The following is a 13,374-nucleotide window of genomic DNA, read 5'->3' on the forward strand; positions in this document are numbered from 1 at the left end:
ATGGGGCGGCTCTGGCGACGTGAGTTCTGGCGCCTGGCGACCCTGGTCGCCGCCGGGGCCCTGGTCGGCTGGCCCTTCTCCATCCCTACGGCCGGCATCGCCGCCGGCCTGCTACTCTGCCTGACTTTCCACCTGCGCCAGCTGCACGCCCTCTACCAGTGGCTCACCCTGCGCCCCCAGGAGGAGCCCCCCGCCAGCAGCGGCCTGTGGGGCGAGCTGTTCGACCGCCTCTACCGCTACCAGAAGAGCCAGCGCCTCACCCAGCAGCGGTTGCGGGCCACCTTGCAGCGCATCCAGGAGTCCTCCGAGGCGATGCGCGACAGCGTGGTGATGCTCGACCGCCACGGCGACCTGGAGTGGTGGAACAGCGCCGCCGAACGCATGCTGGGCCTCAAGCCCCAGCTCGACCGCGGCCAGCACATCACCAACCTGCTGCGTGACCCGCGCTTCGTCGACTACTTCCATGGCCGCGACTATCGCGAGCCGCTGACCCTGCCCTCGCCCATCGACGAGACGCTGATCCTGCAGTTCCAGATCACCCTCTACGGCGACGACGAGCGCCTGGTGATGGCCCGGGACATCACCCGACTGCATCGCCTGGAGCAGATGCGCCGGGACTTCGTGGCCAACGTTTCCCACGAGCTGAGGACCCCGCTGACCGTGCTCGCCGGCTACCTGGAGACCTATGGCGACATGGCCGGCCAGCTGCCGCCGCGACTGGGCCGCGGCCTGTCGCAGATGAAGGCCCAGACCGACCGCATGCAGAACCTGGTCAACGACCTGCTGCTGCTGTCACGGCTGGAGATCGACCAGGGCGGGCGCGATGACACCCCGCTGGCGATGGGCGAGCTGCTTGCGGCCGTGCAGAGCGACGCCGCGGCGCTCTCCGATGCTCGCCAGACCATCGGGGTGGAGGTCGAGGAGTCTCGTGCGCTGCTCGGCAACGAGCAGGAGATCCGCAGTGCGCTCTCCAACCTGGCCTTCAATGCCGTGCGCTATGCCGGGGAGGGGCGCCATATCGTGCTGCGCTGGCGCTCCCATGGCGAGGGCGCCTGCCTGGAGGTGGAGGACGACGGCGAGGGCATCGACCCGGTGCACCTGCCGCGCCTCACCGAGCGCTTCTACCGGGTCGACAAGGGGCGCAGCACCGCCACCGGCGGCACCGGCCTGGGGCTGGCCATCGTCAAGCACGTGCTGCTGCGCCACGACGCCCGGCTGGAGATCGACTCCCGCCCCGGGCGCGGCGCCACCTTCCGCTGCGTGTTCCCCGCCGAGCGCCTGCGCGACACGACCGAGAACGCTCAGCGCGCCTGAGGCGGACCGCCCTGCGCCGTGTCGGCCTCGAGGCCGCGGTAATGGCGCTCCCACATCAGCACCGCGGCGGCCACGGCGCCGGGTAGCAGCAAGAGGTTGGCCAGCGGAATCCAGGTGATCAGGGTCACCCAGCCGCCGTAGGTGAGGGTGGGCCACCAGCGGGCCTTCAGCCGGCGACGCATGTCGCGGAAGCCGACCTTGTTGTTGTCCATGGGGTAGTCGAGGTAGGTGATCGCCATCATCCAGGCCGAGAAGGCCGCCCACAGCAGCGGTGAGACCAGATTGATCACCGGGATCCAGCTGAGCACGAAGAGCAGGGCCATGCGCGGCAGGATGTAGCCCAGCTTGACGAGCTCGCGTCCCAAGGCGTCCACGGCGGTTTTCGCCAGCCCGCGGTCGTCCAGCGGCGGCCGCCCGGTCGCCTCCGCCTCCACCCGGGCGGCCAGGAAGCCGTAGAAGGGCGCGGCGATCAGGTGGGTCACCAGGGTGAAGGTGAAGAACACGATCAGCACCAGGCTGACCACGAAGAGCGGCCAGATCAACCAGGAGAGCCAGTCCAGCCAGCCGGGAACCATGGCCATCCAGCCGTCCAGCCAGCCGCCGAAGTGGCCCAGCACGTACCAGAGCATGCCAGCGTAGACCAGCAGGTTGACGACTATCGGCAGGAACACATAGCGCCGCAGGCCGCGGGAGTAGACCAGGCGGGTCCCGCGGGTCAGCGCCGTCAAGGCATCGAGCATCTCAACGTCTCTTGCTATCGCAGTAACAGGCATCGTTCGGGGCTGATCCGACGACAGCTCTGCGAGGAGGCGCTGTAAACCCTTCCATGGGCGCTACCGACGCCATCCCTGGCGTAGGACCTCCTCTTCGAGCTGTCCCCGGCGCCCCTTACCTAGGGGCGGCGGCCTGGGTCATTGAGGGTCAATCGCGGATTGCGGTCAACCCTTGCCCTCGAGCATATCCTTGTCGAGATCCTCGGGGTCGGTGTGGCGGATATCGAGCCCCTTCACCAGGTAGACCACGTATTCGGCCAGGTTGTTGGCGTGGTCGCCGATGCGCTCCAGGGCGCGCAGGATCCACATCACACTGAGAACCGATGAGATCGAACGGGCATCCTCCATCATGAAGGTCATCAACGAGCGCATGGCACTCTTGTACTCGTTGTCCACCTCCTCGTCCTCGTGGACCAGCTTGAGCGCCAGCTCGGTGTCGAGGCGGGCGAAGGAGGTCAGGGCATCGCGCACCATACGCCGCACGTGCTCGCTGATCATGCGCACCTCGACGAAGCCACGGTTGCCGTTGTCGGCGTCGATCAGATCGATGGCGTTGCGGGCGATCTTGCTCGCCTCGTCGCCGATGCGTTCCAGGTCGGACGCGGCGCGAATCACCGCCAGCACCAGGCGCAGGTCGGAGGCGGTCGGCTGGCGCCGCGCCAGCACCTGGGTGCACTCCTCGTCGATCTTGATCTGCATGTCGTTGACCGCGCGGTCGTTGGCGACCACCCGCTGGCCGAGTTCGGAGTCGCTCTCGAGCAAGGCGGCCACGGCGTCCTGGACCTGCTTCTCGACCAGGCCGCCCATGGCCATCAGGTGAGTCTTGAGTTCCTCGAGCTCCTGGTTGAACTGCCGGGAGATATGCTGGCTGTGGATGTCGCTGGTAATGTCCATGGGACCTCTCCTTGGGGCCGGCCGTCAGGCCATGCGCCCGGTGATGTAGTTCTCGGTACGCCGCAGGCGCGGGTTGGTGAACAGGGTGTCGGTGGGGCCATATTCCACCAGTTCGCCGTCCTGCAGGAAGGCGGTGTAGTCGGAGACCCGCGCCGCCTGCTGCATGTTGTGGGTGACCAGCACCAGAGTCAGGTGCGACTTCAGGTTGCGGATCAGCTCCTCGATCTTCAGCGTGGAGATGGGATCGAGCGCCGAGGCCGGCTCGTCGAGCAGCAGCACCTCGGGGCCCACCGCCAGGGTACGGGCGATCACCAGGCGCTGCTGCTGGCCCCCGGAGAGCGACCAGGCCGAGGCACGCAGGCGGTCCTTCACCTCGTCCCACAGCGCCGCCGAGCGCAGCGCCCACTCGATGATGTCGTCGCGCTTGCGCTTGCTCAGCCCCCCCTGCAGACGCAGGCCGAAGGCCACGTTGTCGTGGATCGACATGGGGAAGGGATTGGGCGCCTGGAACACCATCCCCACCCGCCGACGCAGCTCGGCCACACTCACCTCTGGCGCGTGGATGTCCTGCCCCTCCAGACGGATCTCGCCCTTGCGCACCACCTCGTCATTGAGGTCGTGAAGCCGGTTGAACACCCGCAGCAGGGTCGACTTGCCGCAGCCGGAGGGACCGATAAAGGCCGTCACCCGATGGCGTGGTATGCGCAGCGTCAGGTTGCGCAGCGCCGGCGTGTCCCCGTAGGCAAGACTCAGCCCCCGGATGGCCAGGCTGCTGGCCGCGGGGGAGAAGTCGATGACCGCCGCCGGGTGGGGCGACGGGCGCAGGTCCTGGACGAATGGCATCGAGGCTCCCGGGTGGCGCGACGGTACTGGGCTCATCGACGGCTGAGCGCCCCGTGACGCGTATTGAGATGATGACGCAGAAATATTGCAGTCAGATTAAGCACCAGGATCACCAGCACCAGCAGCAGCGCCGTGGCATAGACCAGCGGCATCGCCGCCTGGACATCGCCGCCGTGGAAGGCCGCATCGAAGATATGGTAACCAAGGTGCATGAACTTCCTGTCAAGATGCAGGAAGGGAAAGTCGCCGTCCACCGGGACCTGGGGCGCCAGCTTGGCCACGCCCACCAGCATCAGCGGCGCCACCTCGCCGGCGGCGCGCGCCACGGCCAGGATCACCCCGGTGAGCATGGCCGGCGTGGCCATGGGCAGCACCACCCGGGTGAGCATCTCCAGCCGGGTGGCCCCCAGCGCCAGGGCGCCCTCACGCTGCTGGTCGGGGACCCGCGCCAGCCCCTCCTCGGTGGCCACGATCACCACCGGCAGGGTCAGCAGGGCCAGGGTCAGCGAGGCCCACAGCAGCCCGCCGGTGCCGAAGGTCGGCGAGGGCAGGGCCGCGTCGAAGAACCATTCGTCCAGGGTGCCGCCGATGCCGTAGACGAACACCCCGAGGCCGAAGACGCCATAGACGATGGACGGCACCCCGGCGAGGTTGCGCACGGCGATCCGCACCAGCCGCGTCAGCCGGCCCTGGTGGGCCACCTCGTTGAGGTAGATGGCGGCCAGCACCCCGAAGGGCGTCACCAGGATCGACATCAGCATCACCATCAGCACGGTGCCGAAGATCGCCGGCCAGACGCCGCCGGCGGTATTGGCCGCCCGCGGGCCCTCCGAGAGGAAGCGCCAGACGCCCTCGCCCCAGGCGGCCAGCTTGTCGAGCGGCGACATGGCGTTGGGCCGCCGCCCCCCCAGTACCTGCGCCAGCGGCACCGCCAGTCGCCCGCCGTCGGCGGTCTCCAGGGTCAGCTGGCCGCCCTCCATGGCCGCCTGCAGTTCGCGCAGCCGGGTATTGGCCATGGCCAGCTCGCGGTCCACGTCGGCCCCGGCCTCAAGGGCGCGGACCCGCGGCAGGATGACCTCGTCGCGCAGGGTGTCTCGGGCCTGGCGCAGCGCGGCCAGCTCGGCCAGACGGGTCTCGAGGGCCGCCCAGGCGGCCTCGCCCTCGACCCGCTGCCCCGTCGCGCTTTCCAGCGTCGCCAGCCGGCCGATCGCTTCCCCCCAGCGGCGACGCTCCAGCACCACCAGGTCGGGCGGATGGCTGACCGCGGCGATGGCCGACACCGCCACCCAGTCCCAGCGGGTGCCATCCAGGTCGCGGTTGCCGGTCCGGTAGAGCCGTTCACGCCCCGTCCCCTCCGGCAGCGGGACCTCGCGGACCCGCTCGCCGGCAAGCTGTCGGCCATCCTCGAGCACCACCAGGGCGATGGGGGCGGGCCAGAAGTGGCCGAAGCCGCGAATCGCCAGCAGCGAAAGCAACGCCAGCAACGCCAGCAGTGAGAGCGCCACGCTGCCCGCCGCCAGCCAGGCGCCAAGGCCCTCGCCGCGGGGCACTCGTGCCCGTGCGCTGTGAGCCGGCCTCATGCCCCGTTCCCCAGCCGCCGGTAGCGCCGGCGCAGGCGGGTCCGCACTAGCTCGGCCAGGGTATTGACCAGGAAGGTGAAGACGAACAGCAGCAGGGCGGCCAGCAGCAGCAGTCGATAGTGCAGGCCGCCGGGTCCCGCCTCCGGCAACTCGATGGCGATGGTGGCCGCCAGGGAACGCAGCCCGTCCAGGGGGTTCCAGGTCATCAGGGCCGCATTGCCACTGGCCATCAGCACGATCATGGTCTCGCCTACGGCCCGCCCGGCGCCGATCATCACCGCCGAGAAGATCCCGGGGGACGCCGCCGGCAGCACCACCCGCCACAGGGTCTGCCAGCGGGTCGCCCCCAGTGCCTGAGCGCCCTCGGCGAGGCTGCGCGGCACCCCCGAGAGGGCGTCCTCGGCCAGCGCATAGATGCTGGGCATCACCGCAAACCCCATGGCCATGCCGACGATCATGGCATTGCGCACGGCGACGTCGAGCCCCAGGCGCACGTCCAGCCAGTGGCGCAGGTCACCGCCGAACGCCCAGGCCTCGAGCCACGGCGAGAGCGCGTGGGCGGCGGCCAGGACCAGCAGCAGCCAAGGCAGCAGCCACAGACCCGCCCAGCCCAGCGGCATCGCCTGCTGCAGGCGCGGGGGCAGGCGCGACCAGAGGCCGCCGGCGAGCAGCAGCCCGGGCACCAGCAGCACCAGCATGGCCAGGACGTCCGCCAGGTGGCGCTCCACCCAGGGGGCGAGCACCAGACCGGCGACGAAGCCGATCACCACCCCGGGCAACGCCTCCATCAGCTCCAACGTCGGCTTCAGGCGGCTGCGCAGGCGCGGCGCCATGAAGAGTGCCGAATGGGCGGCTGCGCCCAGGGCCAGGGGCACGGCGATCAGCAGGGCCCAGGCCGCCGCCTCCAGGGTGCCCCAGGCCAGCGGCACCAGGCTGACCCGGGCCGCCTCGTCTGCCGCCAGGGTGGCGGTGGGGTCCCAGCGATAGCCGGCCGGGACATCCGCCCCCTCCTGGGGCAACCAGAGGGCCTGCTGGCTGACCGTCTGCGTCCCGCCGGTGGGCCAGAACAGCGGCACCACCTCGATCGCCAGGAAGACGCCGATGGCCAGCAGCGCGGCAAGCACGCCGATGCCGCCCGCGGTGACCAGCACGGTGGCCAGACGATCGCGCCCCTGACGCAGGCGGCGTCGAACGGGAGACGGGGGAAAGGAGTCGGACATGACCGGGCCTGCGCGAAACGGGGGTACTAACGGAATCGTACGACAGTGTGATGACAGCGAGATGACAGCATCAGCGGCCGGTCTCGTCCAGCGCCAGCCCGCGTCGCTGGCGCAGCCGCCTCGCCTCGGGCAGGGCCACGAAACCCAGCTCCTCGACGATCGCCTGCCCGGCCGGCGACAGCACCAGGTCGAGGAAGGCGCGCTCGGCGGCCGGCAGGGACTCGCCAGGGGGCAGGTTGAGGTAGAGGTAGAGGTCGCGGGACAGCGCATAGTCGCCGCGCCGCACCGCCTCGGGGTCGGGGAAGTGGCGCGTCCCCGAGGCATCGCGGCGCGCCAGGGCCTTCACGCCCGGCGTGAGGTGGTTGAGCCCGGCGTAGCCGATGGCCCGCGGGTCTTCTGCCACCGCCGCCACCACCGCGGCCGACCCCGGGTACTCGTTGATCTCGGGACGGAAGTGACCGTCGCACAGCGCGATCCGCCGGAACAGCCCCTGGGTGCCGGACGCCGCATTGCGGCCATGCAGGCGGATGCGCCCCTCGGGCCTGTCGAGCCCCAGCTGTCGCCAGCGCTGGATCCCCTCGCGCGCCCCGCAGCGCCGGGAGTCGGAAAAGATGGCATCCAGCTCGCGACGCCCCAGGCTCTCGAGGGGGTTGTGGCGATGGACCACGACCACCAGGGCGTCCCGGGCCACCGCCAGTTCCCGCGGTGGATAGCCGTGGCGTTCGATGAAGGCCCGCCGCTCGGCCTCGTTCATGGGGCGCGACATGGGCCCCAGCCGGGTGGTACCGGCCACCAGGGCCGGCGGCGCGCTGGCCGACCCGCTGGCCTGCAGCTGCAGGCGGATGCCGGGATGCTGGCGGGTCAGCGCCTCGCCCCAGCGCAGCATCAGTCCCGCCATGGTATCGGAGCCTACGGCGCCCAGGGTCCCGGCGATTTCCTCGGCCCTGGCCGGTGCCTGGGGCAGGCAGAGCACGACCAGCAGCAGCCAGGGGACCAGCCAGCGAGAGAGGACGGCAGACATGACGGCTCCTCGATGAGGGGAGATGAAGGAGGTTCTCGACCGGCGACGGGACATCGTGTCGCAGCGGTGGTGGAGACATGGCCTCGACGTATACCATGGAGCACCGATAAACACCCCACAACAACAACCCGAGTTGCTCAGCCTTCCATGACAGACATCGACGATATCCCCGCTCCCCAGGGTCAATTGACCCTCAAGCTGCTGGCCAGTCGCCAGGATACCAACCTGCACGGCGACATCCCCGGCGGCTGGCTGGTCGCCCGCATGGACGAGGCCGCCGAGGTGGCCGCCGGCCGCGAGGCGCTGGGCCGCACGGCCAACGTCGCCATCGAGGCCATGGATTTCCTCTGCCCGGTGCGGGTGGGCTCGATGGTCAACATCTTCACTCGGGTCAGCGAGATCGGTCGCAGCTCGATCAAGATCGACGTGGAAGTGTGGATCCGTGCCCCCCATGAACGCGATCCCGACGAGTTGCACAAGGTCACCGAGGCCCGCTTCGTGATGGTCGCCCTGGACGACAACGGGCGGATCCGTGCCGTCCGCCAGGGCGACTGATGCCGCCGTCGAGCGGCATCTCCCTCCGGAGCGAGAATGGGCGCCGCAGGGGCGCCCATGGCAGGGTGGCGAGTGAGGCCTGGCCTCAGGCGCCAACCTTCTCCCGGGTCTTCAAGTAGGCGAACTCGCCCACGTCGGTGAAGCGCTGCACCTTCTGCTGGAAGGCGGTGTAGGAGTCGTAGACCTTCCGCGACTCCTCGTCGGCTTCCACCTGCTTCTGGAGCACTTCCCGGGAGGAGGCATAAAGCGCTTCCAGCACCTCATCCGGGAAGGTGCGCAGCTCCACGCCGTGCTCGCTGACCAGGGTATCGAGCGCCTCGGCGTTGCGCACCGCGAACTCGCTGATCATCGCCAGGTTGGAGGCCATGGCCGCCTCGCTGACCACCGCCTTGAGGTCGTCGGGCAGGGCGTTCCAGGCCTCCAGGTTGACCGTGCCCTCGATGATGGCGCTGGGCTCGTTCCAGGCCGAGGTGTAGTAGTACTTGGCCACCTGGTGCAGGCCGAAGGCCAGGTCGTTGTAGGGCCCGACCCAGTCGGCGGCATCCAGCACCCCGGTCTGCAGTGAGGTGAAGATCTCAGACCCCGGGATGTTCACGGTGGTCACGCCGATGCCGTTCATGGCCTCGCCGGCCAGCCCCGGCAGGCGCAGCTTGAGCCCCTGCATGTCCTCCAGCGAGTTGATCTCCTTCTTGAACCAGCCGGCCATCTGGGTGCCAGTGTTGCCCACCGGAAAGGGCTTGAGGTTGTGCTTGGCGTACACCTCATCCCACAGCGCCTGACCGCCGCCATGGTAGAGCCAGGCGTTGGTCTCGGTGGTGGTCATGCCAAAGGGCACGGCGGTGAAGAACTGAGAGGCCAGGGTCTTGCCGCGCCAGTAGTAGGAGGCGGAGTGGCCCATCTGGGCGGTGCCCTCGCCCACCGCGTCGAACACCTCCATGGCCGGCACCAGCTCGCCCGCGCCGTGCACGCGGACCTTCATGCGGCCACCGGAGAGGCGCTCGATGCGCGCGGCGAAGTCGTTGGCCCCGGTGCCCAACGCCGGGAAGTTCTTGGGCCAGGAGGTCACCATGTCCCAGGTGATGGTCTGCTGGGCGCTGGCCGTGGAGATGAAGGGGGTGGCGGCGCCAGCGGCGGCACCAGCGCCAAGGGTCTTGAGGCTGTTCTTGAGAAAGAGGCGACGTTGCATGCGAGCGTGACTCCAGGAGGATTATTGTTCCCGCAGTGCCTGCGGGCTGAAGCTTGTCCGCTCACGAGTATGCGTCAAGGCCGAATTGCCCGGCAAGCGACTGCACCTGACGTCAACGTCAACGAAAATCAGAGCGGCGTCAGCTTGGCGAACCCCAGCACCAGCCACTTGTCGCCCTCGCCCTCGAAGCTGACCTGGACCCGGGCACGCTCGCCCTCCCCCTCGGCGTTGAGGATCACCCCCTCGCCGAACACCGGATGGCTGACCCGCTGGCCCAGCGAGAGCGACGGCAGTTCATCGCCCCCGTCGACAGAGGTCTGCCGCGAGAGCCCCACGGCCGGGCGAGCGGTCACCGGCCGCGAGATCTGGCCGCGCAGCCGTACTTCCTCGAGATACTCCTCGGGCAGTTCGCGCAGGAAGCGCGAGGCGCGCTGGAAGGTCTCCTTGCCGTGCAGGCGACGCAGCTCGGCATGGGTCAGGTAGAGCTTGCGCATGGCACGGGTCAGGCCCACGTAGCAGAGTCGCCGCTCCTCCTCCAGGCGCCCCGGCTCCTCCATGGACATCTTGTGCGGAAACAGGCCCTCCTCGACCCCGGCGATGAACACCACCGGGAACTCCAGGCCCTTGGCCGAGTGCAGGGTCATCAGCTGCACGCAGTCCTCGAACTCGTCGGCCTCGTGGTCGCCGGCGTTCAGCGCCGCCTCGGAGAGGAAGGCCTCCAGGGCCGCGGCCCCCTCGCCGGCCTCGGGGGGCTCGAAGCTCTCGCCCTGGGTAAACGCCTTGGCGGCGGTGACCAGCTCCTCGAGGTTCTCGACCCGGGCCTGCCCCTTTTCGCCCTTCTCGCTGCGATGGTGCTCGACCAGGCCGCTGCGCTCGATCACCTGATCGATGATCTCGTGGAGCGCCAGGCCAGCGGTGTCGTTGTCGAGGCGCTCGATCAGGTCGGCGAAGGCGCGCACCGCCGTGGCGGCCCGCCCCTTGAGCGAGGCATCCAGCAGGCTGTCATGCAGCGCCTGCCACAGCGACACCTCGCTCTGCCGGGCGCGGTTGCGCAGCACCTCCACGGTGCGGGTGCCGATGCCCCGGGCCGGGACGTTGATCACCCGCTCCAGGGAGGCGTCGTCGTCACGGTTGAGCAGCAGCCGCAGGTAGGCCAGGGCGTTCTTGATCTCCAGGCGCTCGTAGAAGCGCTGGCCGCCGTAGATGCGGTAGGGCACGCCCTGGCGGATCAGCGTCTCCTCCAGCACCCGGGACTGGGCATTGGAACGGTAGAGGATGGCGATCTCGCGCCGGTTGAAGCCCTCCTCGACCTTCTCGCGGATGGTGTCGACGATGAAGCGCGCCTCGTCCAGATCGTTGAAACCCGAGTAGACGGAGATCGGCTCGCCCCTGGCGCCCTCGGTCCACAGCTCCTTGCCCATGCGTTCGCTGTTGTGGCGGATCAGGGCATTGGCGGCCTCGAGGATGGCGCTGGTGGAGCGGTAGTTCTGCTCCAGTCGCACCGTCTTGGTGCCGGGGAACTCCTGCTCGAAGCGCCGGATGTTCTCGATGCGTGCCCCGCGCCAGCCGTAGATCGACTGGTCGTCGTCGCCCACCACGGTCATCGGGGTCTGCATGCCGGTGAGCAGCTTGAGCCAGGCGTACTGCAGGGTATTGGTGTCCTGGAACTCGTCGACCAGCACATGGCCGAAGCGCGCCTGGTAGTGGGCCAGCAGCGCCGGGTTGTCCCGCAACAGCTCGAGGCTTCGAAGCAAGAGCTCGCCGAAGTCCACCAGACCGCCACGCTCACAGGTCAGCTGATAGCGCTCGTAGAGCTCGACCATCTGGGCCAGGTAGGCATCGCCATGGGCATCGACCTGGTGGGGGCGCAGTCCCTCCTCCTTGCAGCCGGAGATGAACGACTGCACCTGGCGCGGCGGGAAACGCTCGTCATCGACGCGGTGGTCCTTGAGCAGCCGCTTGACCAGCCGTAGCTGGTCGTCGCTGTCGATGATCTGGAAGTGCTGGGGCAGCCGGGCATCCTGCCAGTGGGTGCGCAGCAGGCGATGGGCAATGGAGTGGAAGGTGCCCACCCAGACATTGCGCAACGAGATGCCCAGCAGCGCCTCCAGGCGGGTGCGCATCTCGCGGGCCGCCTTGTTGGTGAAGGTCACGGCGAGCACGGCGTAGGGCGAGAGCCCCTCGGCCTGCATCAGCCAGGCGATGCGATGCACCAGCACCCGGGTCTTGCCGGACCCGGCCCCGGCCAGCACCAGCATGTTGCCCTGGGGCGCACTGACGGCCTCGCGCTGGGCCGGGTTCATGTGATCGAGAATCGCCGTGACGTCGTCCATGGGGAAGGCATCGCTGCTCGGAAAATGGGCCGATAGCTTAGCATAATGGGCCCTGTAGAACCGGATCAGCCACGAGCAGTGGCACCACTCGTGGCTGATCCGGCGACAGGTCTTCGGGGAGGCGCTGTGAACCCCTCCCTGGGCGCTACCGATGCCATCCCTGGCATAGGACCTCCCCTTCGACCTGTCCCCGGCGCCACTCGCTATGCCGTCACCATGAGAACACTCGATATATCAGGTGCTCGCTTACCGCTTGACGCCTGTAACTCGGTGCTGGCCGCAGGCCTAGGGCTTGCCCTCCTGCTCCGGGAAGCGCAGCGGGTTGAGGCTCTTCTTCACTTCGCGAAGCTGCTCGGCGAGTTTCGGGCCGCGGGTCTTGGCCACGCCCACCGCCAGCACATCGACCAGCACCAGGTGGGCGATGCGCGAGCTCATCGGCGTATAGATCTCGGTGTCTTCGTGGACATCGATGTAGAGCGGCAGCGTGACCTCCTCGGCCAGCGGCGAACCGCTGGGGCAGAGCCCGATCACCGTGGCGCCAGACTCGCGGGCCAGGCGCACGCTGGCCACCAGCGCCCGGGTGCGGCCGGTCTGGGAGATCGCCACCACCACATCGCCCTCCTTCAGGGTCACCGCCGACATGTTCTGCATGTGCGGGTCGGTGTAGGCCGCGGTGGATATCTGCAGGCGGAAAAACTTGTGCTGGGCATCGGCGGCCACGGCCCCGGAGGCACCGAAGCCGTAGAACTCCACCCGGTTGGCCATCGCCAGTGCATTGATGGCCTGGCTCAGGGCCTCGTTGTCGAGACGGTCGCGCACCGAGAGCAGAGTACCCACGGTGGAATCGAAGATGCTCTGGGAGAATTCCGCCACCGAGTCGCTGTCGTTCATCGAGAACTGGGCGAACTGGCTACCCGAGGCCAGCATCTGCGCCAGCTGGAGCTTGAAATCCTGGAAACCGTTGCATCCCAGGGCGCGGCAGAAGCGCACCACGGTGGGCTCGCTGACCTTGGCCTCGGTGGCCAGGTCGACGATGCGCATGTGGATCACTTCCTCGGGCTGGCGCAGCACGAAGCGCGCGACCTTCTGCTCGGAGCGGCGGAAGTGCTCCATGCGACGTCTCATCTCATCGAACAGGGCGCGGCTCACGCGGGACTCCTTGCGGACTTGCCTTCCCGCCACGAGGGCGAGGCAGCGGAAAGATGGGCGGATTCATGCTTACAGTATGCCCCAAGCCGGCGGACGATGCGCACTTCCATCCGGTGCCCGCGCGCGGCCGGGCACCATGTCATCCGGCGAGCGTTGGCACAGCGTTGTGCGTTCGCCGCAGGCGCCGTCATCATTCTGTCAAGTGGGGTATAGTAAGAAGTGCAGTATCGCGAGTCTTTTAGGAGAGTCGATCATGCGCAATGTCGAACGGTTATCCTCCCTCAAGAGTGAGCTTCTCGACATCTTCATGAGCATGGAAGTCGTCGAACACGAGCAACGTTCACGCACCGCCGCCCAGCGCAACCTGCGTGCCCGGCGCGGCATCGAACTGCACAAGGAATTCAAGCGACTGACCCGGGACATCGCCCCACTTCCCGACGAGGAACTGGCAGACGAGGAACTGGCGGAAGACGAGATGCACTGACGACGCATCACGCAACGAGCCC

At 68.5% G+C, this 13,374-nt stretch carries 12 protein-coding genes; 3 read left to right on the forward strand and 9 right to left on the reverse strand.

What is annotated here, in order from left to right:
* Complete coding sequence (gene phoR, locus OP498_RS03530) at positions 1–1,314, forward strand: phosphate regulon sensor histidine kinase PhoR (protein WP_280547267.1); 1,314 nt, start codon at positions 1–3, stop codon at positions 1,312–1,314.
* Here the strand turns inward: phoR and cysZ are convergent.
* From cysZ to OP498_RS03560, 6 genes are all read right to left on the reverse strand, one after another.
* Entirely contained in the window at positions 1,302–2,054 is a 753-nt protein-coding gene (gene cysZ, locus OP498_RS03535) for a sulfate transporter CysZ (protein WP_280552564.1), read from the reverse strand. The genes phoR and cysZ overlap by 13 nt on opposite strands.
* A gap of 198 nt (positions 2,055–2,252) precedes the next feature.
* Positions 2,253–2,981 carry a phosphate signaling complex protein PhoU gene (phoU, locus tag OP498_RS03540; RefSeq protein WP_280547265.1) on the reverse strand — a complete coding sequence of 243 codons (729 nt, stop codon included), beginning with the start codon at positions 2,979–2,981 and terminating at the stop codon, positions 2,253–2,255.
* 24 nt (positions 2,982–3,005) lie between these two features.
* The gene (gene pstB, locus OP498_RS03545) at positions 3,006–3,824 is read right to left on the reverse strand and encodes a phosphate ABC transporter ATP-binding protein PstB (protein ID WP_280552565.1); all 819 of its coding nucleotides are present in this window, start codon (positions 3,822–3,824) and stop codon (positions 3,006–3,008) included.
* A 32-nt stretch (positions 3,825–3,856) separates the two neighbouring features.
* A complete protein-coding gene (gene pstA, locus OP498_RS03550) occupies positions 3,857–5,404 on the reverse strand; it encodes a phosphate ABC transporter permease PstA (protein ID WP_280552567.1) in 1,548 nt (515 codons plus the stop codon).
* A complete protein-coding gene (locus tag OP498_RS03555; protein ID WP_280547260.1) occupies positions 5,401–6,624 on the reverse strand; it encodes an ABC transporter permease subunit in 1,224 nt (407 codons plus the stop codon). The genes pstA and OP498_RS03555 overlap by 4 nt, the downstream gene beginning before the upstream one ends.
* A 70-nt stretch (positions 6,625–6,694) precedes the next feature.
* On the reverse strand, positions 6,695–7,645 hold the full coding sequence (locus OP498_RS03560) for a phosphate ABC transporter substrate-binding protein (protein WP_280547259.1): 951 nt from the start codon (positions 7,643–7,645) through the stop codon (positions 6,695–6,697).
* Positions 7,646–7,792: 147 nt separating this feature from the next.
* Here OP498_RS03560 and OP498_RS03565 point away from each other — a divergent pair, with 147 nt between their 5' ends.
* On the forward strand, positions 7,793–8,200 hold the full coding sequence (locus tag OP498_RS03565; RefSeq protein ID WP_280547258.1) for an acyl-CoA thioesterase: 408 nt from the start codon (positions 7,793–7,795) through the stop codon (positions 8,198–8,200).
* 85 nt (positions 8,201–8,285) lie between these two features.
* Here OP498_RS03565 and OP498_RS03570 read toward each other — a convergent pair whose 3' ends face one another.
* From OP498_RS03570 to hexR, 3 genes are all read right to left on the reverse strand, one after another.
* Positions 8,286–9,386, reverse strand: a complete 1,101-nt coding sequence (locus OP498_RS03570) for a TRAP transporter substrate-binding protein (protein ID WP_280552569.1) — start codon at positions 9,384–9,386, stop codon at positions 8,286–8,288.
* A gap of 128 nt (positions 9,387–9,514) precedes the next feature.
* Positions 9,515–11,719, reverse strand: a complete 2,205-nt coding sequence (uvrD, locus tag OP498_RS03575) for a DNA helicase II (RefSeq protein ID WP_280552571.1) — start codon at positions 11,717–11,719, stop codon at positions 9,515–9,517.
* Positions 11,720–12,004: 285 nt separating this feature from the next.
* The gene (gene hexR / locus OP498_RS03580; protein ID WP_280552574.1) at positions 12,005–12,868 is read right to left on the reverse strand and encodes a transcriptional regulator HexR; all 864 of its coding nucleotides are present in this window, start codon (positions 12,866–12,868) and stop codon (positions 12,005–12,007) included.
* A gap of 253 nt (positions 12,869–13,121) precedes the next feature.
* On the opposite strand from hexR, the gene OP498_RS03585 reads away from it, so the two are divergent.
* Entirely contained in the window at positions 13,122–13,352 is a 231-nt protein-coding gene (locus OP498_RS03585; protein ID WP_280547252.1) for a hypothetical protein, read from the forward strand.
* Positions 13,353–13,374: the final 22 nt, after the last annotated feature.

Source organism: Halomonas sp. 25-S5 (assembly GCF_029889845.1).
Lineage (GTDB): Bacteria > Pseudomonadota > Gammaproteobacteria > Pseudomonadales > Halomonadaceae > Halomonas.

Coding starts and splice junctions, on each gene's coding strand:
- pstA (WP_280552567.1), bottom strand. CDS start 5,404: ATGAGGCCGGCTCACAGCGCACGGGCACGAGTGCCCCGCGGCGAGGGC.
- phoR (WP_280547267.1), top strand. CDS start 1: ATGGGGCGGCTCTGGCGACGTGAGTTCTGGCGCCTGGCGACCCTGGTC.
- OP498_RS03555 (WP_280547260.1), bottom strand. CDS start 6,624: ATGTCCGACTCCTTTCCCCCGTCTCCCGTTCGACGCCGCCTGCGTCAG.
- phoU (WP_280547265.1), bottom strand. CDS start 2,981: ATGGACATTACCAGCGACATCCACAGCCAGCATATCTCCCGGCAGTTC.
- OP498_RS03560 (WP_280547259.1), bottom strand. CDS start 7,645: ATGTCTGCCGTCCTCTCTCGCTGGCTGGTCCCCTGGCTGCTGCTGGTC.
- OP498_RS03565 (WP_280547258.1), top strand. CDS start 7,793: ATGACAGACATCGACGATATCCCCGCTCCCCAGGGTCAATTGACCCTC.
- pstB (WP_280552565.1), bottom strand. CDS start 3,824: ATGCCATTCGTCCAGGACCTGCGCCCGTCGCCCCACCCGGCGGCGGTC.
- cysZ (WP_280552564.1), bottom strand. CDS start 2,054: ATGCTCGATGCCTTGACGGCGCTGACCCGCGGGACCCGCCTGGTCTAC.
- uvrD (WP_280552571.1), bottom strand. CDS start 11,719: ATGGACGACGTCACGGCGATTCTCGATCACATGAACCCGGCCCAGCGC.
- OP498_RS03570 (WP_280552569.1), bottom strand. CDS start 9,386: ATGCAACGTCGCCTCTTTCTCAAGAACAGCCTCAAGACCCTTGGCGCT.
- OP498_RS03585 (WP_280547252.1), top strand. CDS start 13,122: ATGCGCAATGTCGAACGGTTATCCTCCCTCAAGAGTGAGCTTCTCGAC.